General features: G+C 58.8%; 21 protein-coding genes. 8 read left to right on the top strand and 13 right to left on the bottom strand.

The genetic code is table 11. The annotated features are described in order from the left end of the window. Window positions 1–198 precede the first annotated feature (198 nt). Window positions 199–1,251, bottom strand: coding sequence for an AraC family transcriptional regulator (locus tag BLW70_RS22555; RefSeq protein ID WP_074877738.1), 1,053 nt, complete (start codon window positions 1,249–1,251; stop codon window positions 199–201). A gap of 357 nt (window positions 1,252–1,608) precedes the next feature. Between BLW70_RS22555 and BLW70_RS22550 the strand changes: the two genes are divergently transcribed. From BLW70_RS22550 to BLW70_RS22520, 7 genes are all read left to right on the top strand, one after another. Then, the gene (locus BLW70_RS22550) at window positions 1,609–2,175 is read left to right on the top strand and encodes an RBBP9/YdeN family alpha/beta hydrolase (protein ID WP_074880755.1); all 567 of its coding nucleotides are present in this window, start codon (window positions 1,609–1,611) and stop codon (window positions 2,173–2,175) included. A 127-nt stretch (window positions 2,176–2,302) separates the two neighbouring features. Further along, window positions 2,303–4,315 (top strand): DUF1302 domain-containing protein, encoded by a 2,013-nt coding sequence (locus BLW70_RS22545; RefSeq protein ID WP_074877735.1) that lies wholly within the window; start codon window positions 2,303–2,305, stop codon window positions 4,313–4,315. 41 nt (window positions 4,316–4,356) lie between these two features. Continuing rightward, on the top strand, window positions 4,357–5,715 hold the full coding sequence (locus tag BLW70_RS22540) for a DUF1329 domain-containing protein (RefSeq protein ID WP_074877733.1): 1,359 nt from the start codon (window positions 4,357–4,359) through the stop codon (window positions 5,713–5,715). A gap of 148 nt (window positions 5,716–5,863) precedes the next feature. Continuing rightward, window positions 5,864–6,952 (top strand): WD40/YVTN/BNR-like repeat-containing protein, encoded by a 1,089-nt coding sequence (locus BLW70_RS22535; protein ID WP_074877731.1) that lies wholly within the window; start codon window positions 5,864–5,866, stop codon window positions 6,950–6,952. Between the two features lie 15 nt (window positions 6,953–6,967). Beyond that, window positions 6,968–9,484 carry an efflux RND transporter permease subunit gene (locus BLW70_RS22530; RefSeq protein WP_074877730.1) on the top strand — a complete coding sequence of 839 codons (2,517 nt, stop codon included), beginning with the start codon at window positions 6,968–6,970 and terminating at the stop codon, window positions 9,482–9,484. 7 nt (window positions 9,485–9,491) lie between these two features. Further along, on the top strand, window positions 9,492–11,270 hold the full coding sequence (locus tag BLW70_RS22525; protein WP_074877728.1) for an acyl-CoA dehydrogenase C-terminal domain-containing protein: 1,779 nt from the start codon (window positions 9,492–9,494) through the stop codon (window positions 11,268–11,270). A gap of 31 nt (window positions 11,271–11,301) precedes the next feature. Then, complete coding sequence (locus tag BLW70_RS22520; RefSeq protein ID WP_074877726.1) at window positions 11,302–12,945, top strand: fatty acid--CoA ligase; 1,644 nt, start codon at window positions 11,302–11,304, stop codon at window positions 12,943–12,945. 100 nt (window positions 12,946–13,045) lie between these two features. On the opposite strand, the gene BLW70_RS22515 is transcribed toward BLW70_RS22520, so the two are convergent. The 5 genes from BLW70_RS22515 to arcD (BLW70_RS22495) form a co-directional block, all read right to left on the bottom strand. Next, a complete protein-coding gene (locus BLW70_RS22515; RefSeq protein WP_074877724.1) occupies window positions 13,046–13,408 on the bottom strand; it encodes a DUF5064 family protein in 363 nt (120 codons plus the stop codon). 12 nt (window positions 13,409–13,420) lie between these two features. Next, window positions 13,421–14,350: a carbamate kinase gene (gene arcC, locus BLW70_RS22510; RefSeq protein WP_074877722.1), complete on the bottom strand. Its 930-nt coding sequence runs from the start codon at window positions 14,348–14,350 to the stop codon at window positions 13,421–13,423. A 114-nt stretch (window positions 14,351–14,464) separates the two neighbouring features. Continuing rightward, entirely contained in the window at window positions 14,465–15,475 is a 1,011-nt protein-coding gene (locus BLW70_RS22505; protein ID WP_074877720.1) for an ornithine carbamoyltransferase, read from the bottom strand. Between the two features lie 68 nt (window positions 15,476–15,543). Next, the gene (gene arcA / locus BLW70_RS22500) at window positions 15,544–16,800 is read right to left on the bottom strand and encodes an arginine deiminase (protein WP_074877718.1); all 1,257 of its coding nucleotides are present in this window, start codon (window positions 16,798–16,800) and stop codon (window positions 15,544–15,546) included. A gap of 35 nt (window positions 16,801–16,835) precedes the next feature. Beyond that, entirely contained in the window at window positions 16,836–18,263 is a 1,428-nt protein-coding gene (arcD, locus tag BLW70_RS22495; protein WP_074877715.1) for an arginine-ornithine antiporter, read from the bottom strand. Between the two features lie 379 nt (window positions 18,264–18,642). On the opposite strand from arcD (BLW70_RS22495), the gene arcD (BLW70_RS22490) reads away from it, so the two are divergent. After that, window positions 18,643–20,070, top strand: coding sequence for an arginine-ornithine antiporter (gene arcD / locus BLW70_RS22490; protein WP_074877713.1), 1,428 nt, complete (start codon window positions 18,643–18,645; stop codon window positions 20,068–20,070). Between the two features lie 162 nt (window positions 20,071–20,232). Here arcD (BLW70_RS22490) and BLW70_RS22485 read toward each other — a convergent pair whose 3' ends face one another. From BLW70_RS22485 to BLW70_RS22455, 7 genes are all read right to left on the bottom strand, one after another. Then, entirely contained in the window at window positions 20,233–20,646 is a 414-nt protein-coding gene (locus BLW70_RS22485) for a CBS domain-containing protein (RefSeq protein ID WP_074877711.1), read from the bottom strand. Window positions 20,647–20,802: 156 nt separating this feature from the next. Then, window positions 20,803–20,991: a hypothetical protein gene (locus tag BLW70_RS22480; RefSeq protein ID WP_074877709.1), complete on the bottom strand. Its 189-nt coding sequence runs from the start codon at window positions 20,989–20,991 to the stop codon at window positions 20,803–20,805. 43 nt (window positions 20,992–21,034) lie between these two features. Continuing rightward, window positions 21,035–21,580 (bottom strand): DUF4410 domain-containing protein, encoded by a 546-nt coding sequence (locus BLW70_RS22475; RefSeq protein WP_074877707.1) that lies wholly within the window; start codon window positions 21,578–21,580, stop codon window positions 21,035–21,037. A gap of 87 nt (window positions 21,581–21,667) precedes the next feature. Next, a complete protein-coding gene (locus tag BLW70_RS22470) occupies window positions 21,668–21,874 on the bottom strand; it encodes a hypothetical protein (protein ID WP_074877705.1) in 207 nt (68 codons plus the stop codon). Between the two features lie 93 nt (window positions 21,875–21,967). After that, window positions 21,968–22,231, bottom strand: coding sequence for a hypothetical protein (locus BLW70_RS22465; protein WP_074877703.1), 264 nt, complete (start codon window positions 22,229–22,231; stop codon window positions 21,968–21,970). A gap of 146 nt (window positions 22,232–22,377) precedes the next feature. Continuing rightward, a complete protein-coding gene (locus BLW70_RS22460) occupies window positions 22,378–23,070 on the bottom strand; it encodes an SOS response-associated peptidase (protein ID WP_074877701.1) in 693 nt (230 codons plus the stop codon). A 173-nt stretch (window positions 23,071–23,243) separates the two neighbouring features. Beyond that, on the bottom strand, window positions 23,244–23,453 hold the full coding sequence (locus tag BLW70_RS22455) for a hypothetical protein (RefSeq protein ID WP_074877699.1): 210 nt from the start codon (window positions 23,451–23,453) through the stop codon (window positions 23,244–23,246). Window positions 23,454–23,699: the final 246 nt, after the last annotated feature.

The raw sequence follows: 23,699 nt of genomic DNA, 5'->3' as shown, positions 1-23,699 counted from the left end.
TCACGACTGCTTCGCAGCCGAACGCAGCCTCGCAGGCTCGACAGCTGCTACAGCCGAACGCAGCTGCTACAGCCGGACCTCGCTCCACATTGCAGTGGAACTCCTCGGCCGGTGTGTCATAAACACCGGTTCTTTTTACGGCGACTGTGCCAGCAGTCGCCGTTTTTTTTTGCCTGTCCTGCGTCTGTTCCGTCCGGTTCAGGGTTCGCTGGGGCCGGGCAGGGGGCTCAGGTCCGACGGTGCCTTGACGGTGTGCTTTTGCGCGCTGCGCCAAGCGGCGGGCGGCATGCCGAACTGGGTGATGAACCAGCGGGTGAAGGAACTCGCCATGGAGTAGCCGAGCATGTCGGCGATCCGGCCCAACGAATAATTCGGGTTTTCCAGGTAGCGCAACACCAGGTCACGGCGCACGTCGTTGATCAGGTCGTTGAAGGCGCAGCCGTCGTCTTTGAGGCGACGTTGCAGGGTGCGTACGTTCATGCCCTGGGTCTGGGCGATCTGCTCGATGGTGGCGCGCCCCATCGGCAACAACAGGTAAATGGCTTTGCGCACCTCGAACAGCATCGACGGACCTTCGTGGTGCAGCAGTGAGTCGAGGTAGCTCTGGGCGTAGCGCGCCATGGCCGGATCGGCATGGGGGTTGGTCATGTCGAGGCTGGCATTGGGGCAGACGATGCCATTGAACTCGCTGCCGAACTCCAGTTTGCAACCGAACAGGCGGCGATGCAGTTGCAGGTTGTCGGGAGGCTGGTGCGTGAAGTTGACGCTGTAGGGTTGCCAGTGCGCGCCGAGCAGGGCGGCGCACAGGCGGAACATCACCCCGATCGCCAGTTCATTGGCTTGTCGGCAGGGCATCGGCGATTCGGTGACCACCTCTTCGCGAATGATCACCATCTTGCCCGCCTCCTCGATGAAGAGGGCCAGCGAATCGTTCATCAAATGACGGTAGTGCACCAACACTTGCAACGTGTCGCGCAGCGTACGCTGGTGGCTGAGCAACAGGCTGACCACGCCGAAGTCCGAGAGCTGGCGCGACTCGGCCATGCTCAGGCCGAAACTCTGGCAGCCACTGGCGACGGCCGAATCCTCCAGCAAACGCACGGCGGCATCGATGGGAATGCGATGTTCAGGGGCTAGCAGCTTGGCTTTGCTCAAGCCGACGCCGGCCAATACATCGCGCGGGTTGAACCCCAGGTATTGAGTAACCTCCAGGTAGTTGGTCAAGACGGCGGCGCGAACAAGCTTGGGCATGCGAAGGTCTTTCCTGGGCCAGTTGCGATTCAAATTTGCGTGGCGACTATATCCAGCACATCAACGATTGAACAGTTGTGACGTTGTCGAGGGCGTTCGCCCAATGCTGTCCAAAATCACACCGTCGTTGTCCAGCAATCGACGCTCACCCTTTGATTACAGTGAGCTGTAGAGAACCTGTGGGGATATTCGACCAATGGTCGCTGTGTGCCCGACACCTGGAAATCTGTCATGAAAAGAAAAGTGCCTGACGTCTAATGAAAAGCGCTTCGGGCGGGCGCTCTTTAATGTCAGTCCTACAAAAAGCCCCTGGCGAACAGAGCCAGTCGAGTCATCGAGAAAGCGAAGGTGTTGAAAGTGAACAAACTGCAAACTGCAGCAACCGTTCTGATCGTACCGGGCCTGCGCGAGCACGTAGCCGAGCATTGGCAAACGCTGCTGGAGGCCAGGCTGTGCAAAGTACGCAGTGTGCCACCGCTGGACACCGACAAGCTCGATTGCGCCAAGCGGGTCGAAGCGATCCAGCACGCGCTGGAGCAGATCGACGGGCCGGTGATTCTGGTCGCTCACAGCGCGGGTGTGCTGATGGTCGCGCACTGGGCGGCGCAGCACAGTCGGCCGATCAAGGGTGCGCTGCTGGCCGCTCCGCCGGACCTCGATGCCCAGTGGCCGCAGGGCTACCCATCCGCTGAAACCCTGCGTAGCCAGGGTTGGGACCCTCTGCCCAAAGGCCGGTTGCCGTTCCGCAGCCTGGTGGCCGCCAGTACCAACGACCACCTTGCCAGCCTGGATGCCGCCACGCGCATGGCCGACGGCTGGGGCAGCGAACTGCTCAACCTCGGCGAAGTCGGTCACCTCAATCCTGCTGCCGGGTATGGGCACTGGCCACACGCCGAAGCCCTCATCCTCGAGCTGGATCGCTAGTTCAGGCGCCGTTTGGCCCGCGCCATCCGGCATTTGCCCTCATTCCTGAAACCGTAAACCCCTGGAACAAGGGGTTGCGCGAGGGCGGCTGCGCTTAAAACAAATACAAAAAGGCGGAGACAACGCAATGCACAACAATAAGAGTCACGGGTTCGCACCCTCGCGTTACACCTTGTTGGCCTCGGCCATCCTGGCCGCAGCCGTGCCGGTCGCGCAGGCGATCGAGCTCGACACAGGTAACCCGGACTGGACCGTACGTCTTGATAACACCGTGAAGTACAACTACGGCGTACGCACCGAAAGCGCTGACAAACGCATGCTGGCAACGCCGAACAACAACGACGGCGACTACAACTTCCGCAAGGCCGGGACCAACATCACCAACCGTGTCGACCTGTTGACCGAGCTGGATGTGGTCTACCAGAACCACATGGGTTTTCGTGTCAGTGCGGCCAGTTGGTATGACAAGGCCTATGAAAACACCGGTTCCAATTCCAACCCGTTCGTCAACGGCAACGACGCAAGGTCGGGGCTGGTCGCCAACGATCCACGTCTGGCCGGCGTCACCGGTGACAACGTTGGCAACGGCAGCCCGCACTTGAGCAACTATGCCCAGCGTTACTACACCGGGCCGTCCGGCGAAATCCTCGATGCCTTCGTGTTCTACAGCACCGAAGTGGGCGAGGAGTCACTGCTGAGCGTCAAGGCCGGTCAGCACAACGTGTTCTGGGGCGAGACCATTCTCAACCCGGTGCACTCGAACAGTTACGGCCAATCGGGCCTGGACCTGGCCAAACTGGCTGCCTCGCCCGGTACCGAAGCCAAGGAACTGTTCGTTCCGCGTAACCAGTTGTCGATGTCGTTCACCGCCAATCCCGAGTTGACCGTGGGTGCCCAGTATTTCCTCGATTGGGATGCTGCGCGCCTGCCTGAAGCCGGTACTTACTATGGTGGTTCCGATCTGGTCGGTTTCGGTGCGCAGTCGTTCCTGCTGGGCAACACCAATGGCGTGGTGCCGGGCAGCCCCCTGGGTTGTGGCCTGGCGCCCTGCAATGGCTTGACCAATGTGCGTCGCGGTCATGACCTGACACCGGACAAGCGCGGTGACTGGGGCGTTATGGCCAAGTGGTCGCCGGCCTGGCTGGATGGCACCCTCGGCGTTTACTACCGCGAAACCTCGGAAATCCTGCCGCAAGCCTGGCTGGATGCCAGAGGCCTGAGTTCGGCCAACCCCAACGGCACCCGGCCGGCCGGGCAAGTGCCTGCGGTGATCAACACGCTCAACTCGCTGAGCACCGCCACCTATCAAATGGCCTATGCCGACAACATCAAGATCGTTGGCTTGAGCCTGTCCAAGGATGTGGGCGGGGTGAGCGTCGGTTCTGACCTGAACATCCGTCACAACATGCCGCTGGCCAGTATTCCGGCGGTTGTCAGCACGAACAGTCCGCTGGGCCTGGGCGCGGGTCTTGGCCTGTTGCCGGCGCGTACGGCGGCCACCGGTGTGGTGTATGACACCCCGCAGGGGGGCGACAGCATGGCCGCCACCGGCGACACCTTGCACTGGACGCTCAACGGTCTGATGACCATTGCCAAAACGCCGGTATTCGACTCGGCAACCCTGCTGGGCGAGCTGTATTACAGCAACCTGCTCAAGCTCGATAGCAAGAACGAGGCGCTCTACAAAGGCAAGGACACCTATCGCGGCATCGACCAGCCGACCCGGGACAACTGGGGCATCGCGGTCAACTTCACGCCGACTTGGTACCAGGTGTTTCCCGGCGTCGACCTCAACGCACCGATGTCCATCAACGTCGGTCTCGACGGCGTCTCACCGGTCTCCGGTGGCGGTGCCAAGGACACCGGAAACTACGCCATCGGCCTCGGGGCCGTTGTGTACAACAAATACTTCGTTGACCTGAAGTACGTGGACTCCTTCGGCAAGACCGACAAGTGCGACACCAGCGGTCTGAGCACCGGCGCGGCCAATGCCGGCAGCGGCGACGGTTCCACACCCAATGCCTTTAGCGGCAATGAAAACTACGCCTGTTACGGCGGTGGCTACTCAGCCTTCTCCGGTGGAGGGGCCACGACTGAGGACCGTGGCGCCGTTTACCTGACGATGAAAACCACTTTTTGATGCACCACTGATTTGCTCAATGCAAGCAGGAGAATAACAAGATGAAATTCGCAAAAACCGTGTTGGCCGCTTCGCTGGCCATGGTCCTTGCCGCCCAGGCACAGGCCGCTGTTTCACCTCAGGAGGCTGCCAAATTGGGCAGCAGCCTGACCCTGGTGGGCGCCGAGAAGGCCGGGAACGCTGATGGTTCCATCCCCGCCTATGAGGGTGGCTTGACTACGCCGCCGGCCAGTTTCAAATCCGGTGACAGCATGCGCCCGGATCCCTTCGCCAACGAAAAACCATTGCTGGTGATCGACGGCAAAAACGTCGATCAGTACAAGGGCTTGCTCAGTGCAACCACGGCGGAACTGGCCAAACGTTTCCCGAGTTTCCACGTCAATGTCTACCCGACCCACCGCACCGTTTCGCTGCCCAAAGCCATCCTCGATAACGGCGTGAAGAATGCCAGCGGCGCCAAGTCCCTCGAAGGCGGTCTGGCCATCGATAACGTGCTGCCGGGCGTGCCGTTCCCGATCCCGCAGTCGGGCAACGAAGCAATGTGGAACTTCCTGCTGCGCTATCAAGGCGTGAGCATCAACTCCAAGTACGACTCCTGGAACGTCGACTCCGCCGGCGTGCCGAGCCTGGCGACCACCGGCCAGGCGTTCATTTCCTACCCGATCTACGAAAACCTCGCGCAGCCGATCAGCAGCGCTGACGTGTACTACCAGATGAAGCTGTCCTACACCGGCCCTGCGCGCCGGGCCGGTGAAGCGGTGATGCTCAAGGACGCCGCCAACCCGCTGCAACAGCCGCGTCGCGCCTGGCAATACCTGCCTGGCCAGCGTCGGGTCAAGCTGGCGCCGAACCTGGCTTACGACACGCCTAACCCCGGCACCGCCGGCGCGGGCACCTACGACGATGTTTTCGTGTTCAACGGTGCACTGGATCGCTACGACTGGAAGCTGGTGGGCAAGCAGGAAATGATCGTGCCCTACAACACCTACAAGCTGACCTACGCCCAGGATCCCAAGTCGCTGACCACCGCCAATCACCTGGCTCCCGATTACGTGCGTTGGGAGAAACATCGCGTGTGGGTCGTGGAAGGCAACCTCAAGGCCGGCGCCCGACACATCTATCAGAAGCGCCGCTTCTACCTCGATGAAGACAGCTGGACCGCTCTGGCTTCTGATCAATACGACGCCCGTGGTCAGCTGTACCGTGGCTCTTTCGCATTCCTCAGCCAGAGCTACGACAAGCAGATCCCGGATTCCACGCCCTTCATGATCTACGACTTGGTAGGAGGCTCGTACAACATCAACGGCGTGGTCGGGCCTTACGGCGGCATCAAGTACATCGATCCGCTCTCCAAGGCGCAATGGTCGTCGGAATCCCTGGCCGGCAGCGGCATTCGCTAAGCCAACCGCAAAAAGCGCCCGCAAGGTCCACGGCTCACCAAGCGTGGATCGTGTGGCGGTCGGTGCACGCCGATCGTCGCGGGCGCCAGGTGTGAACGTCAGACACACGGATGTGTGTCCCGGCGCGGTTTTCCGAAGAGGACGCGGTATGTGTTCGTATAAGAATTATTTGCAGGTGGCGTTTGGTGTGGTGCTCGGCCTGTTGCAGGGCGTCACCCACGCGGCCGATTACGTCGATGTGCTGGACCTGCCCGCCAGAGTCAGTGCCTTGGCCATCAACAGTCCGTTGTCCGGCATGGCCCGCGCCGGTGAGCGGGTGATCGCCGTCGGTCAGCGTGGCCATATTCTGTTTTCCGATGATTCCGGTAAGCACTGGCAGCAGGCCGTGGTGCCGGTCAGTGCTGACCTCAATGCCGTGAGTTTTCCTTCCGCGACCCAAGGCTGGGCGGTGGGCGGCGACGGTGTGGTGTTGCACAGCAACGATGCGGGCGCGACCTGGCGCAAGCAACTGGACGGTCGCGAGATCGGGGCCTTGCTGGTCAAGCATTACGGTGCGTTGGCCAGTGCAGAACCGGGCAACGAACAATGGCCGCTGCTGGTCGCCGAAGGTGAGCGCCTGGTGGCGCAAGGCGCCGACAAACCGTTGCTCGATGTCTGGTTCGCCAACGAGCGCCTCGGCTATGTGGTCGGGGTGTTCAACCTGATCCTGCGCACCGAGGATGGCGGCCAGAGCTGGACACCGTTTCAGGACCGCACCAACAACCCGCAGGGTTTTCACCTCAACGCCATCGCCTCCACCGGGGATGCGCTGTACATCGCCGGCGAGCAGGGCTTGTTGCTGAAATGGGATGACGCCCAACAGCGTTTCGCCGCCGTGCAGACACCTTATCAGGGCAGTTTTTTCGGGGTGCTCGGCAAACCCGGGGAAGTCCTCGTCTACGGCTTGCGCGGCAATGTGCTGCGCAGCACCGATGGCGGCCTCAGCTGGACCCCGCAGGACAGTGGCCTGCGCGTCAGCATCACTGCCGGAATCGTCGATGCCCAGGGTGATTACCGCCTGTTCACTCAGGGCGGGCAGATGCTGGTGAGCCAGGGGGGCGGTGCGCAAATGCACTGGTTGCAGCAAGCCGAACCAGTCCCGGTGACGGGCGTCACGCGTGCCGCCAACGGTGCGCTGGTAGTGGTTGGCAGCCGTGGTGCACGGACGCTGTCCGTTGACAAGCCCTCGAACCCTTAGAGCGAGTACCCAGACATGGGCAATATCAAACAAGAAACCATGCCGGTAATCCGCGATCTGCGGGATTTCGACCGCCATTCCGGCAACCTGCTGGAGCGGTTGGTGTTCAACTACCGCCCGTTGTTCATGCTGCTGATGGCGCTGGCCACCGTGGTGTTGGGCTACATGGCCGCAACGCGTCTGGAGCTTCGCCCCAGCTTCGAAAAAATGATTCCGCAGAGTCAGCCGTACATCCAGAACTTCCTGGAAAACCGCCAGTCGCTGCGCGGTTTGGGCAACTCGGTCCGGGTGGTGGTGGAGAACACCCAGGGCGATATTTTCGACCCCGGTTACCTGGACGTGCTCAAGCAGGTCAATGACAAGTTGTTCCTCACCGAAGGCGTCGACCGCGCCTGGATGAAGTCGTTGTGGAGCCCGGCGGTGCGCTGGACCGAAGTCACCGAGGAAGGGTTCCAGGGTGGCCCGGTGATGCCCGATACCTATGAGGGCAAGCCTGAGCAAATAGAACAGCTGCGCCAGAACATTTCCCGCGCCGGTATCGTCGGCAGCCTGGTGGCCAGCGACTACAAATCGAGCATGCTGATCGTGCCACTGCTGGACAAGGCCACGGCCAGCGGTCAGCGCATCGACTACCACGCCTTTTCGCAGATGCTCGAAGAGCAGTTGCGCGACAAGATCGAGTTCGCCGGCGACAGCGCTGCACGCAAGGCCGGGGAGGAGGGCAAGGGCCAGTACAAAGTCCGGGTGATCGGTTTCGCCAAACTGATGGGCGACCTGATCGACGGCTTGATCCAGGTAATGATGTTCTTCGGCCTGGCCGTGGTCACGTCGCTGATCATCATCTACGCCTATACCCGTTGCGTGCGCAGCACCTTGCTGGTGGTCGGCTGCTCGTTGATCGCGGTGGTCTGGCAACTGGGCATCGTCGCCTGGTTGGGCTATGCCATCGATCCGTACTCGGTGCTGGTGCCGTTCCTGATCTTCGCCATCGGTGTGTCCCACGCGGCGCAGAAGATGAACGGGATCATGCAAGACATCGCCCGCGGCACCCACAGGCTGATCGCCGCACGCTACACCTTTCGCCGCCTGTTCATTGCCGGCGTCACCGCGCTGCTGGCCGACGCCGTCGGGTTCGCGGTGCTGATGCTGATCGATATTCCAGTGATCCGCGACCTGGCGATCACCGCCAGTATCGGTGTGGCGGTGCTGATTTTCACCTCGCTGTTGCTGATGCCGGTGGCGCTGTCTTATGTCGGCGTCGGCGCCAAGGCTGCCGAGCGTGCGCTGAAAATCGACACCCGCGCAGAGGGGCACAAAGGCTTCGGCAAACTGTGGGACTTGCTCGACCGTTTCACCACGCGCAAGTGGGCCACGGGGGCGGTATTGGTCGCGATGCTGATGGGCATCGGCGGCTTCATGGTCAGTTTGCAGCTGAAGATCGGCGACCTGGAAAGTGGCGCGCCGGAGTTGCGTGCCGACTCGCGCTATAACCGTGACAACGCCTACATCACCAGCCACTACGCGCTGTCCAGCGACCTGTTCGCGGTGATGATCAAGACTGCGCCAGAAGGCTGCTTGAACTACAAGACGCTGGTCCTCGCTGACCGCCTGGCCTGGGAACTGCAGCAGTATCCGGGCGTACAGGCCACGGCGTCGTTGGTCAACGCGGTGCGCCAAATCACCGCCGGCACCTACGAAGGCAACCCCAAGCTCAACAGCATCCAGCGCAATCAGGACGTGCTGAACTACGCCGCACAGCAAGCCTCGGTCAACTCCCCGGAGTTGTTCAACACCGACTGTTCGCTGATGCCGGTGATCACCTTCCTCAAGGACCACAAGGCCGAGACCCTGGATGCCGTGGTGGGCATTGCCGAAAAATTCGCTCGCGAGAACAACAGCGAAGATCGGCAGTTCCTGCTGGCGGCCGGGTCGGCCGGGATTGAGGCGGCGACCAACATCGTGGTGCGCGAGGCCAATCGCACCATGCTGCTTTACGTCTATGCGGCGGTGACGCTGTTCTGCCTGATCACCTTCCGCAGCTGGCGCGCGACCCTGGTCGCCCTGTTGCCACTGGTCCTGACCTCGATCCTTTGCGAGGCGTTGATGGTGGCCATGGGCATTGGCGTGAAAGTCGCGACCCTGCCGGTGATCGCATTGGGCGTGGGCATTGGCGTGGATTACGCGTTGTACCTGCTCAGCGTGCAGTTGCATTACCAGCGTCAGGGCCTGCCGCTGTCTCAGGCGTACCGCAACGCCGTGTCGTTTACCGGCCGGGTCGTGGGCCTGGTGGGCATCACTTTGGCGGCGGGCGTGGTGTGCTGGGTCTGGTCGCCGATCAAGTTCCAGGCCGACATGGGCATCCTGCTGACCTTCATGTTCCTGTGGAACATGCTTGGCGCGCTGGTGTTGATTCCTGCCCTGTCGTACTTCCTGCTGCGTCACCCCGTTTTGCAAGCTCACGTGGCGCAAGCCGCTGAAACCGACACCTCTCAACGCCAGGGTATGCCCCATGCCCTGACCACTTCCGAGTAAGCCAACCATGTCTGATTACAAAGCTCCTTTGCGCGATATGCGCTTCGTACTCAACGAAGTCTTCAAGGTGTCCAGCTTATGGGCCCGGTTGCCTGGCCTGGCCGAGGTGATCGATGAAGAAACAGCCGCTGCAATCCTTGAAGAGGCCGGCAAAATCAGTGGCGAAGTCATCGCGCCACTGAACCGCAGCAGCGACGAGCAGGGCTGCACCTGGAGCAATGGCGCAGTCACGGCGCCAGATGGTTTTGTTGCGGCCTACCAGGCATTCGCCGAAGGCGGTTGGGTGGGTGTGGGCGGCGATCCACAGTTCGGTGGCATGGGCATGCCCAAGGCGATTTCGGCTCAGGTCGAAGAGATGGTCAACTCGGCAAGCCTGTCGTTCGGCCTCTACCCGATGCTGACCGCCGGTGCGTGCCTGTCGATCAATGCCCATGCCAGTGAAGCGCTCAAGGAACGCTATCTGCCAAACATGTACGCCGGCACCTGGACCGGTTCCATGTGCCTGACCGAGGCGCATGCCGGCACGGACCTTGGCCTGATTCGCACCCGTGCCGAACCTCAGGCCGACGGCAGTTTCAAGATCAGTGGCAGCAAGATTTTCATCACTGGCGGCGAGCACGACCTGACTGAAAACATCATTCATCTGGTACTGGCGCGGTTGCCTGATGCACCCGCCGGCCCCAAAGGCATTTCCCTGTTTCTGGTGCCCAAGGTGCTGGTCAATGACGATGGCTCGCTGGGCGAGCGCAACTCGCTGTCCTGCGGTTCCATCGAGCACAAGATGGGCATCAAGGCTTCGGCCACCTGCGTGATGAACTTTGACGGGGCGACCGGCTGGATTATCGATGCGCCGAACAAGGGCCTGGCGGCCATGTTCACCATGATGAATTACGAGCGTCTGGGCGTGGGTATCCAGGGTCTGGCGTTGGGTGAGCGTTCGTACCAGAACGCCGTCGAATACGCCCGTGACCGCCTGCAAAGCCGTTCGCCGACCGGTGCGCAGAACAAGGACAAGGCCGCCGATCCGATCATCGTGCACCCGGACGTACGGCGCATGTTGTTGACCATGAAAGCGTTGAACGAAGGCGGGCGGGCGTTCTCCAGCTACGTGGCGCTGCAACTGGACACTGCCAAGTACAGCGATGACGCCACCACCCGCAAGCGCGCGGAAGATTTGGTGTCGCTGCTGACCCCGGTGGCCAAGGCGTTCCTCACCGACATGGGGCTGGAAACCACGGTGCACGGCCAGCAGGTCTTCGGCGGCCATGGTTACATCCGCGAATGGGGCCAGGAACAACTGGTTCGCGATGTGCGCATCACCCAGATCTACGAAGGCACCAACGGTATCCAGTCACTGGACCTGGCCGGGCGCAAAATCGTCGGCAGTGGCGGGGCGCTGTACCGGCTGTTCGCTTCGGAAATCCGCACCTATACCGCCAATGCCTGCGCTGACCTCAGAGAGTTCACCCAACCGTTGAACGCCGCCGTCGACACCCTCGACGAACTGACCACATGGCTGCTGGACCGGGCCCAGGGCAACCCGAATGAAATCGGCGCGGCCTCGGTCGAGTACCTGCACGTGTTCGGCTACACCGCGTACGCCTACATGTGGGCGCGAATGGCCAAGGCGGCCATGAGCACGCATTCAAAAGACGATTTCTACGCCAGCAAACTGGCCACCGCGCGCTTCTACTTCGCCCGTCTGCTGCCACGCATCCACTCGTTGAGTGCATCGGCCAAGGCGGGCAGCGAATGCCTCTATCAATTGGACGCAGCGCAGTTCTGAGCCCACGTAAAAAGGACCGGGAACCACAACCATGATGGCGACAAAAATAATTCCGCCCGCCGACGGCGCCTATGCCTACCCCTTGCTGATCAAGCAATTGCTGCTGTCCGGCGTGCGCTACGAGCCGGGTCGGGAAATCGTGTATGCCGACAAACTGCGCTACAGCTACCAGACCCTCAACCAGCGGATCCGTCGGCTGGCCAACGCCTTGACCGCTGCCGGCGTCAAGGCCGGGGACACGGTGGCCCTGCTCGACTGGGACAGCCACCGCTACCTGGAATGCTTCTTTGCGGTACCGATGATCGGTGCGGTGCTGCATACCGTGAACATCCGTCTTTCGCCGGATCAGGTGCTGTTCACCATGAACCATGCCGAGGATGACCTGGTGCTGGTGCATGACGACTTCCTGCCTCTGGTAGAACAGATTCACGGGCAGCTCAAAACCGTCAAAGGCTACCTGCAGTTGACGGACGACACCGCCATCCAGACGTCGCTACCGGTGCTGGGGGAATATGAAAACCTGTTGGCCGGGGCGGCTGACCAGTACGACTTTCCCGATTTCGATGAAAACTCCGTGGCGACCCTGTTCTACACCACGGGCACCACTGGCGACCCCAAAGGCGTGTATTTCACCCACCGCCAACTGGTGTTGCACACCTTGAATGCCGTCGGCACGTTGGGCGTCTATCAGGGGTTGCCGCTGCTGCGCTCCGATGATGTCTACATGCCGATCACGCCGATGTTTCACGTGCATGCCTGGGGTGTGCCGTATGTCGCTACCCTGATGGGGATCAAGCAGGTCTACCCCGGTCGCTACGAGCCCAACAGTCTGGTCAGGCTGTATCGAGAGGAGAAAGTCACGTTCTCCCACTGTGTACCGACCATTTTGCAAATGATCCTGAACTGCGAAGAAGCTGAACGAACTCGATTCGATGGCTGGAAAATGCTCCTGGGCGGCAGCGCGCTGACATTAGGTATTGCCAGCGAAGCGAGTGCCAAAGGCATTCAGGTGCACAGCGGCTACGGCATGTCGGAAACCTGTCCGTTGCTGTGCCTGACTTACCTGCGTGACGAAGACCTCGCTCAATCCACACAAGCCCAACTGGCTATCCGCATCAAGACGGGCACACCTGTGCCGATGGTCGACCTGAAAATCATCGACGCCAGTGGCAATGAGGTTGCCCATGACGGCGAGTCTTTGGGCGAGATCGTGGTGCGCGCACCCTGGCTGACCCAAGGCTATTTCAAGGAGCCGGAAAAGGGCGCCGAGTTGTGGCACAACGGCTGGCTGCACACCGGTGACCTGGCCTCTATCGACCCGCTGGGAGGAGTGGAAATCAAGGATCGCATCAAGGATGTGATCAAGACGGGCGGGGAGTGGATCAGTTCTCTTGAGCTGGAGAGCCTGATCAGCGAACACGTGGCCGTCATGTCGGTCGCGGTGGTAGGCATCGCCGATGAGCAATGGGGCGAACGGCCGATGGCGCTGGTGGTGTGCGAGCCCGGGCAGTACCTGGACCGCAAGATCCTGGAGGCGCACCTTCAAGGGTTTGTCGAGCGTGGTCGCATCAACAAGTGGGCGATTCCCAAGCAGTTCAAGTTCGTTGCCGAGATCCCTAAAACCAGCGTCGGGAAGATTAACAAGAAGCTCATCCGGGAAAGTGAATTGGGCTGAAGCCTTGCCGATATCCCTCAGGGATTTGCGCGGCCAGTGCCCACAGCAACACGCGTGGTTCTGGCCGCTTCACTGATAACGATAGAAAAGCGCGCCCGGATCACTCCAGATGTTCTGGTTTGACCGGGTCGCCTGATTTCATATCCAGCTGCTCCCTCATGTCTTCGAACATCAAGTCGTAGAATTTGTGATTTGACCCAAGGCTGCTGTGCACTTTGGGGATACCGTGCTTTTCAAGAATTTTCGTGACATTCCTGGCGAAGTTGTAGGCTTGATCCTTGGGGAGGAAGAACGTTTCCGTCATCTCCTTGCCCTGGATCGAACCGTGCAATGTGAACTGCATCCCTTTGCCTTCCTTGGGATCCTTGAACACTTCATAGTCCAGGTGCAGGTTGTAGTTGACATCGTCCTTGGTCAGCGCGTGGCGCTCGATGTGCAGATGTCCGGGGTCGAACGTTGCCATTGTCGTCTCTCCTCACAAATAGGTAATGCCAGATGCCTTGGTGCTGATACGGGTGCCCGCTGTGCCCTGAACGATAGCCTCGATGTCCGCGAGTGAACCGATTACCGCGACTTTGCCGGTATGGCGGGCGAACTCGCAGGCGGCCTGGACTTTCGGCCCCATGGACCCAGCCGCAAAGCCGAGTTTTTCCATTTCGTCGGGGTGAGCCTGAGCGATGGCTTTCTGGGTGGGTTTGCCGAAATCGATGTAGGCGGCATTGACGTCGGTGGCGATCACCAGCAGATCGCTTTCCAGCTGTTCAGCCAGCAGCGCCGAGCACAGGTCTTTGTCGATCACCGCTTCCACGCCCTGCAGTTTGCCGCTGGCGCCGTACATCGTCGGGATGCCGCCCCCCCCCGCGCAAATCACAATACTGTCTTTTTCCAGCAGCCACTTGATCGGGCGAATTTCAAAAATACGCTTGGGTCTTGGGCTGGCGACTACGCGACGGAACTTGTCACCGTCCGGGGCAATCGCCCAGCCTTTTTCGGCCGCGAGTTGTTCCGCCTCAGCCTTGGTGTAGACCGGGCCAATGGGTTTGGTAGGGTTCTGGAACGCCGGGTCATTGGCATCGACTTCGACTTGAGTGAGCAGGGTGGCGAAGGGCACTTCGAAGTCCAGCAGGTTGCCCAGTTCCTGTTCGATGATGTAGCCGATCATCCCTTCGGTTTCGGCACCCAGCACGTCCAGCGGATACGGCGAAACCGAGGTGTAGGCCGCGGCTTGCAGCGACAACAGGCCGACCTGCGGACCATTGCCATGGGCGATGACCAGTTGATTGCCAGGATGAATCTTGGCGATCTGTTCGGTGGCGATCCGGATGTTGGCGCGCTGATTGTCCGAGGTCATGGGTTCACCACGGCGGAGCAGGGCGTTACCACCCAGAGCAACGACGATACGCATAATGCAGTCCTTCTAAACAGTGAGGCAACGGACGGCTCGGTCTCCTGTGGGAGCGTGGCTTGCCCGCGATACAGGCAAGCCACGCTCCCACAGAAAGGCAAACCGCATCAGCCGTTACAGGTCAGCCAGGGTCGACACCAGAATCGCCTTGATGGTGTGCATGCGGTTTTCCGCTTGCTCGAAGGCAATGCAGGCTGGCGACTCGAACACATCGTCGGTGACTTCAATACCGTTGCTAAGGTGCGGGTATTGTTCGGCGATCTGTTTGCCGATCTTGGTGTCGCAGTTGTGGAACGCCGGCAGACAGTGCATGAACTTGGTGCGCGGATTGCCGGTGGCTTTCATCAATTCCGCATTGACCTGGTATGGCAGCAGTTGTTTGATGCGTTCGGCCCAGGCTTCAACCGGTTCACCCATCGATACCCAGACATCGGTGTGAATGAAGTCCACGCCTTTGACGGCGGCTTTAGGGTCTTCGGTCAGGGTGATGCGAGCGCCGCTTTCCTCTGCGTATTTTTTGCAGCGAGCGACCAGATCGTCCGCCGGCCACAGGGCTTTCGGCGCGCAAATGCGCACGTCCATGCCGAGCTTGGCGCCGATCAGCAGCAGCGAGTTGCCCATGTTGTTACGGGCGTCGCCCAAATAGGCGTAACTGATCTCATGAATCGGCTTGTCGGCGTTTTCACGCATGGTCAGCACGTCGGCAATCATTTGCGTCGGGTGGTACTCATCGGTCAGACCGTTGAACACTGGCACACCGGCGAACTTGGCCAGTTCTTCGACGATTTCCTGCTTGAAGCCACGGTATTCGATGGCGTCATACATGCGACCCAATACGCGGGCGGTGTCCTTCATGCTTTCCTTGTGGCCGATTTGCGAAGAGTTCGGGTCGATGTAGGTGACATTGGCGCCTTGGTCATAGGCTGCCACTTCGAAGGCGCAACGGGTCCGGGTCGAGGTTTTTTCGAAGATCAACGCGATGTTGTTGCCTTTGAGGTGTTGCTGCTCGGTGCCGGTGTACTTGGCGCGCTTGAGGTCGCGAGACAAGTCCAGCAGATAGCGTAATTCGCGAGGCGTGTGGTGCTCCAGGCTCAGCAAATTACGGTTGTGAATATTAAAGGCCATTTTGGATCTCCTTGGATGTCGGTTATCCCAACGCCTGTGCTTTATAAGCGCAGGCGCAGGTGGGCAAATTAATAGTCGATAGGGTCGCGAATGATCGGGCACGTCATGCAGTGGCCGCCGCCTCTGCCGCGACCCAGTTCGCCGGCGCTGATGGTGATGACTTCCACGCCAGCCTTGCGCAGCAGCGTATTGGTGTAGGTGTTGCGGTCGTAACCGATCACCACACCCGGCTCCACAGCGACCACGTTGTTGCCGTCATCCCACTGCTCGCGTTCGGCGGCGAAGCTGTTGCCGCCGGTTTCGACGACGCGCAGCGCTTTGAGGTTGAGGGCTTTGGCCACGGTGTCGAGGAAGTTGGTCTCTTCGCGACGGATGTCGATGCCACCGGGTTTGCTTTCGTCAGGGCGAAGGGTGAAGGCCACGATCTGGTTCACCACTTCCGGGAAGATGGTCACTACATCGCGGTCGCAGAAACTGAACACCGTGTCCAGGTGCATCGCTGCACGGGATTTCGGCAGGCCGGCGACAATCACTTTCTCAACAGCTTTGTTCTTGAACAAATTGACTGCCAGTTGGCCGATAGCCTGACGAGACGAGCGTTCGCCCATACCGATCAAGACCACGCCGTTACCGATCGGCATGACGTCACCTCCTTCCAGGGTGGAATTGCCGTGGTCCTTGTCCGGATCGCCATACCAGATCTGGAAGTCGGCGTTGGTGAACTGCGGATGGAACTTGTAGATGGCCGTCGCCAGCAAGGTTTCCTGACGGCGCGCCGGCCAGTACATCGGGTTCAGCGTCACACCGCCGTAGATCCAGCAAGTGGTGTCGCGGGTGAACTGGGTATTGGGCAGTGGCGGCAGAATAAAACTGGAGTGGCCAAGGAAATCGCGGAACATTTCGATGGTCTTGCCACCGAAACTGGTCGGCAGGTCATCGGCAAACACCCCGCCAATCAGAAACTCGGCGATCTTGCGTGGCTCGAGGCTGCGCAGCCAGGAACCGGTTTCGTTGATCAAACCCAACCCAACCGAGTCGGCGGTGATCTTGCGTTCCAGGATCCAGTCCAACGCTTCGGGGATGGCGACGATATCGGTCAGCAGGTTGTGCATTTCCAGCACATCGACGTTGCGCTCGCGCATTTTGGTGACAAAGTCGAAATGGTCACGCTTGGCCTGGGCGACCCACAGCACATCGTCGAACAGCAGTTCGTCACAGTTATTCGGGGTTAGCCGCTGGTGAGCCAGGCCTGGGGAGCAAACCATGACTTTACGCAGTTTGCCGGCTTCGGAATGGACGCCGTACTTAACTTTTTCGGTGGTCATTGCAGTGATCCTCCAGATGACAAAACACTTAGGCGTTACAGGGTCAGGAAGCCGTCATACAGCCCGTAGGCTGCGACCAGGGCGCCGACGACGACTGCTGCGAAAATCAACTTCTCGACGTTGGTGAAAACCGGTTTATTGACTTCAAGTTTAGCCTTGGCGAACAGAATGACGCCGGGGGCGTAGAGCAGGGCGGAGAGCAGCAGGTATTTGACGCCGCCGGCATAAATCAGCCAGATCGCATAAATCACCGCAATGGCGCCGATGAACAAGTCTTTCCTGCGTTCGGCCAGAGCGTTTTCATAGCTCTCACCGCGCATCGCCAGCAGCAGCGCATAAGCCGCAGACCACAAGTACGGCACCAGAATCATCGAGGTGGCGAGGTAGATCAGCGACAGGTAGGTACTGGCCGAGAACAGCGTGATGATCAGGAACAGTTGCACCATCGCATTGGTCAGCCACAAGGCGTTGACCGGCACCTGGTTGGCATTTTCCTTGCGCAGGAAGGCCGGCATGGTGTGGTCCTTGGCGGCGGCAAACATGATTTCCGCACACAACAACACCCACGACAGCAGCGCACCGAGCAACGAAATGATCAGGCCGACGCTGATCAGTACCGCGCCCCACTCACCGACCACGTGTTCCAGCACCGCGGCCATGGACGGGTTCTGCAGTTTGGCCAATTCCGGTTGGGTCATGATCCCCAGCGACAGTACATTGACCAGCACCAGGAACAGCAGCACGGTGATGAACCCGATGACGGTGGCTTTACCCACATCGCTGCGTTTTTCCGCACGGGCCGAGAAGATGCTCGCGCCTTCGATGCCGATGAACACCCAGACGGTAACCAGCATCATGTTGCGCACCTGGTTCATTACACTGCCCAGATCCGGGTTTTTGAGCCCCCAGATATCAGCGGTGAAGATATCCAGTTTGAAGGCGAAGATCGCGATCAGGACGAACAGTAACAGCGGCACGACCTTGGCGACCGTGGTCACCAGGTTAATGAACGCGGCTTCCTTGATCCCGCGCAGCACGAGAAAGTGCACCGCCCAGAGCAGCACCGACGCACCGATTATCGCGGCCACCGTGTTGCCTTCACCGAAGATCGGAAAGAAGTAACCGAGGGTGCTGAACAACAGAACGAAGTAACCAACGTTACCCAGCCAGGCACTGATCCAGTATCCCCAGGCAGACGAGAAACCCATGTAGTCGCCGAAACCCGCCTTGGCATAGGCGTAGACACCGCCGTCCAGATCGGGCTTGCGGTTGGCCAGCGTCTGGAAAACAAAGGCCAGGGTCAGCATGCCAACGGCCGTAATTGCCCAACCGATTAGAACGGCACCGACGTCAGCACTGGCGGCCATGTTCTGCGGCAGGGAAAAGATCCCACCCCCGATCATGGAACCGACGACCAATGCAACCAGCGCGCCGAGTTTCAGTTTTCCCGGGGATTCAGACATTGCATGACTCCATTGCAGGGGAGGAGAAACAACATTGGTTTCGTTATGTTCTTTCGATTAATGCATATCTATATTTCATTGTTATTTAAAGACTTACGAAAATAAGGCTGTTCGTAATAATCTTGTTGTCGTGACTGTTTTTAAGCGGCCAGGGAGAAAATAATTGCTGACTTCACGCTAGTTGGTTTCCAGTGTTTGGCAAATTTTAATTGCTGTTTCATGGGTGCCCAATGAGGTGCTGATAATTACACTGCTGTTTTTATTGCGAAAAGTTATAAAAAATCCTTTGCCTGGCGTTAATCGGTAACCCCTATTACGCTTTGCCAATTGGTTAATACCGACTATGAAAGTCCCCGCGGGTAAACGGAGGCGCAAAAAAATGTCACAGACGACACAAAAGCTCCGCTTGAATGCGCTGATTGCCTTAGTAGTGGGATCGATGATCGGTGGCGGGATCTTTTCCCTGCCGCAAAATATGGCCGAGAAAGCCGACGTAGGCGCGATATTGATCGGATGGGCAATCACTGCCGTTGGCATGCTGACCCTGGCCTTCGTCTTTCAGACGCTGGCCAATCGCAAACCTGAGCTGGATTCCGGGGTGTACGCCTATGCCAAGGCCGGGTTTGGCGATTACATGGGTTTTTCTTCCGCCTGGGGTTACTGGATCAGCGCCTGGCTAGGCAACGTCGGTTACTTCGTGCTGCTGTTCAGCACCCTGGGTTATTTTTTTCCGGTTTTTGGCCAAGGCAACACGCCGATCGCCATCGGCTGCGCCTCGATCCTTCTGTGGTCGGTGCATTTTTTGGTGATGCGCGGAATCAAAGAGGCCGCCTTCATCAATCAACTGACCACCATCGCCAAGATCGTGCCGTTGATCATGTTTATCGTGATCGCTGCCGTGGCCTTCAAGGCTGACATCTTTACCCGGGATATCTGGGGCCGCAGCAATCCGGATTTTGGCGGTGTGATGGATCAGGTGCGCAACATGATGCTGGTAACGGTCTTCGTCTTTATCGGCATCGAAGGCGCCAGTGTGTATTCGGCCCGGGCGGAAAAGCGTTCGGATGTAGGTCGAGCGACGGTCATCGGTTTCCTCGGGGTGTTGGCGCTGCTGGTATTGGTTAACGTGCTGTCCCTCGGCGTCATGAGCCAGCCCGAATTGGCCAAACTGCAGAATCCGTCACTGGCGACGGTGATGGAGCATATCGTCGGTCATTGGGGGGCGCTGTTGATCAGCATTGGTTTGGCGATTTCGCTGTTGGGGGCGTTGCTGTCATGGGCGCTGCTCTGTGCTGAAATCCTCTTTGCCACGGCCAAGGACAAGACCATGCCGGCCTTCCTGAAAAAGGAAAACGCCAACCATGTACCGGTCAACGCCTTGTGGCTGACCAATGTGATGATCCAGATTTTCCTGCTGATAACACTGTTCTCTGCCGGCACCTACACCAGTCTGATCTACCTCGCGTCATCGATGATTCTGGTGCCCTACCTGTGGTCGGCGGCCTATGCAGTATTGTTGAGCGGGCGCGGCGAAACCTACGAACACGCATCGGCCGAGCGCACCAAAGACTTGATGATTGGCGGGATCGCACTGTGTTACGCGGTGTGGTTGTTGTATGCCGGCGGGGTGAAGTATTTGCTGCTCTCGGCATTGTTGTATGCGCCCGGAGTGATTTTATTTGCCAAGGCAAAACATGAGCAGGGCGAGCCTTTGTTTTCGCCTGTCGAGAAAGGGATTTTTGCCTGCGTTTTCGTCGGGGCCGGGTTGGCAGCGTATGGGTTGTACAGTGGATTGCTGTCGTTGTGAGATGTCTGGAGCGAAAAAGCCCGGCGCCAGGCCGGGCTCTTTATACACGTGGCCAAATCCCTTTGGCTGCCTGCAGTGTGCTTGGTCGGTGTGACGAAGGCATGACAGGCAGATACGAAAAGCCCGGCGCTGGACCGGGCTTGAACCCTGTCAGATAAATGATTAATGGGCCTGTGCTACCCCCCGCAGAACAGTAGCAGAAGCGGTTTGCGACCTGGCGCTGGCAATGTTCCCTAACGACACCACGCCAACCAGGCGCTTGTCCCGGTTGAGTACAGGCAAGCGGCGCAGTTGAATATCGGCCATGTTTTTGGCCACATGTTCAACGTCCTCATCCTCAAAGCAATAGCGGATGCCATCACTCATTATTTCGCTGATCGGGGTGTCCGCTGCGAGTCCTTTGGCTACGCCTCTGACTGCGATGTCTCGGTCCGTGATCATACCAACCAGGCGTTCTTGCTCCTCGATCATGATCGCGCCGCTGTCGATCCTGGCCATGAGGCTGGCGGCTTCCTGGATTGTGTGGCCGGGCTTGGCTGTTTTAACGTCCCTCGTCATTACTTCCGAAATCTTCATGAAAAGACTCCTCTCAAGTGATGATTCAGTGGGTAAGGGCTGCCATTAATTTCGACTGAAAGAGGACGAAAGGGGTTCAGACTGTTTCCCACCCACTGGTCGACACCTGGGCCGTGTGACGAAGGCATGACAGGTGCAAAGCCCGGCGTGGGGCGGTCAGCCAGCCATCGCAATTCTCAGCGCCACCGCAGCCTCAAGCAGCTTATTCGCCTGACTCGAGACCGCCGTCGCTAAGGCATCGTTTCCATCGTCTTTCAGCATTGCCGCCAAATCGAGCAGTTTTCCAATCTCAATCTCAACCACCCGAACGGATTCGGTTATCTGGTATTGAAGTGAGTGCGCCATGCCATCAACCCTCGATAAGATCGCCTACAGATCTCCGCCGCGCTTACTTAGCCTTTGCGTTCTTGATGTCGCTTATTATTTGCTGCGCAATAGCCTCTACTTGCTCTTGAGTCATCGCTGACATAACCCCCTCCCAAGCAGATGAAGAGGTGTCATACGTCCGGGTCCCGATCAAGCGTCCAGACTTCAGGTCGGAGTAATCGGCACTAGAGTTAATCCAAGCGTTGCCGACCATCACGCCAGCGGCATAGCGCGCACCTGATGTCAGATATCGGAAATTCGTAACGTTGATCTTGATGGCCACACCATCTTTCTCTGCGGGGTTCGCTACATGAGACTCAGTGAGGCGGTATCCAGCGCGGTCAGCTTCATTTTTCAGGGCTTCATTCCATTCTTGCCTCAGGCGAATCCAGTCAGTGTTCTGCCGGACCTTGCCGTTCCCCTGAATATTTACCACTAAGTTGTTCTTAGTGGACTCTTCAATCATCAGTGCTTCAGTGCCGCCGCTTTTTACGGAGGCCGCACAGCCGCTCAGCAGTGAAACTGCAACGGCGCACGAAAGGGAGATAAAAAACTGGGTGCTTTTCATTGAATTTCCATATCCAAAAAGGTGTGCATGCACACATAGAGTCAAAGGGTAATGTGTATGGGGCTTTCAATGAGTCCATGGGGGACTTCAATGAAGAGTCACAACCTTGCGGCTTTCACCAATCCTGATCCGGTCCAGCGCCCGGTTTAACGCATCCAAGGCATCGAGGAGGGCTTTCGCCTCGCTCTCTCGACCATCTCCCCAAAGGCGTTCAGCCATTTTGTTCAGGGCTTGGATCGATCTTTCGATATCTGCAGCACTGGCTGCAGTGTCGACTGGGCGCTTCTTTGGCATTGTCAGTGAGGGTCCTTTTAGCGAGAAGTCCAGACCCAGTAGGGACGGAGCTGATTCAGTTCGCACCGTGAACGCCGTCGCTGCCCTGCCGGGTCAATGAACTGCCGAAGACCTGGGAACCGGGACGTGATCAAATCTGGAAATTTCTTTGATCCAGAAGCGACGGTATTTGGTTTGGTCTGGTGACAACGGTTTGTGATTTGACCAGGGATGCTCAGCTTTCAAGCTGGCTCGGTAAACCTCCCACTCTTTCTCCTCGGCCACTTCCTTGGCCCTTTTCTCGTCATCGAACCAACCCAGTACGTAAACTTCGCCCTGATCCATACCATGCTCGATCAGTAGATAGATATCTTTCATAAGCCTGAACTCGCTACTACACGTTCTAAAATCCCATGATGCTGGGGCATTGTTTTGACTATCGGCAGGCACTTTCGATTATTTAGTTTTATCGATGAGTGGTGCGAAATCGATCCTGAGTCCGAATCGCTTGACCGATTGCTCGATCAGCCTTCGTCTCGGTCAAGGGGGGTGATGAGCTCCCGCCCCTGATTCCGTACGTTGCCGACAGCATTGTCAACCTTGAACCACTCGAAGGCCTCGGCAGGTTCTCCCTCAAGAAGGACCATTTGCTCGGCGCGCTCTTTCGGCAGGGCCGGGTCCAGCCATTCTCGGGCCAGCTCCGGGCTCAATGTCACCGGGCGTCGGTCGTGGATATCGACCATGCCTCCGGCGCTGTCGGCGGTGATGATCACGAAGCCATCGTGCTCGCCCGGTTCACGCTCAGCGATGGGGTACTGACCGATCGCGGCACAGAGGATCGGCGTCCGGTCACGGTGGCGAATGAGGTAAGGCTGTTTCTTTGGCCCGCCTTCATAAACCCACTCAAACCAGTTGTCGATCGCAATGATCGCCCGATGAGGCCAGATCGCTTTGAAGAACGGTCCGTGGGCAACTTTCTCAACCCGGGCATTGATCGGCGCGACGCGGTCTTTGGCCCAGTGCGGGCGCCAGCCCCAGCGAACCATGTCAGCGCGCAGAAACTGACCTTCTTGGTGAATGAGGGCAAGCTGAGTGGTCGGAGCGGCGTTGTAGCGCTCGAAAGGCTGGTCGCCGGCATAGTTGATCAGTGCATGGGGGATACTGAGCGCCGCGACGAAGTCGTGAATTCCCCGGTACTGTGAAAGGCGTCCGCACATGATTGAACCCTCCTGCTGTTCATTCAGGGTAGACCAGCGGGTGAAGGCGTCGTTACAAAACCTCTTCCAGCGCATGTCTGGCAATCTTCATGGCGGCGGGGCAGGCGTAGAACCTGGCCAAATCGAGACGCGGCTATCGCGGCGCGGACGAGGCGACGAGCTGTCGCTCCAGGTCACTCCGGGGTCATCAGCACTGCCAGTGTCAGCTTGATGAACTCCTCGTTCTTGTCGATGGTGTCCAATTCGGCGCGCACGTTGTCTGCAATGTCAGCCGAGCCGCGCGCCTCGACCCAGTTGGAAATTTCCAGGATGGCGGCCTCCAGGGCGAGTTGGTTTTCGTTGATCTTGTACAACAAGGAGGGGAGCAGGTCTGAATGTGGCATCGCGATTCCTCGGTTTTAAGGACAGCGTAGCATCGCGTTACCTGAAGGATGTTTAACGATAGGCAGGGCGCCAAACTGACTCACTTCCTGAGTTGGTAGTTGACAGGCGTCAGCACTGCTTTAGCAGTTTTTTCAATATCACTACCCGATTCTCTGTGAGCATAGGTCGAGACTGAGCGGCGTGGCATAGATGGCCGCCTTGGCGCAATCCAAGTGTAAAGGCTGAAAAGATCCATGCCACCGTTA

The organism is Pseudomonas frederiksbergensis, assembly GCF_900105495.1.
GTDB classification, from domain to species: Bacteria; Pseudomonadota; Gammaproteobacteria; order Pseudomonadales; family Pseudomonadaceae; genus Aquipseudomonas; species Aquipseudomonas frederiksbergensis.
This window is presented reverse-complemented; position numbering and strand designations above follow the sequence as displayed.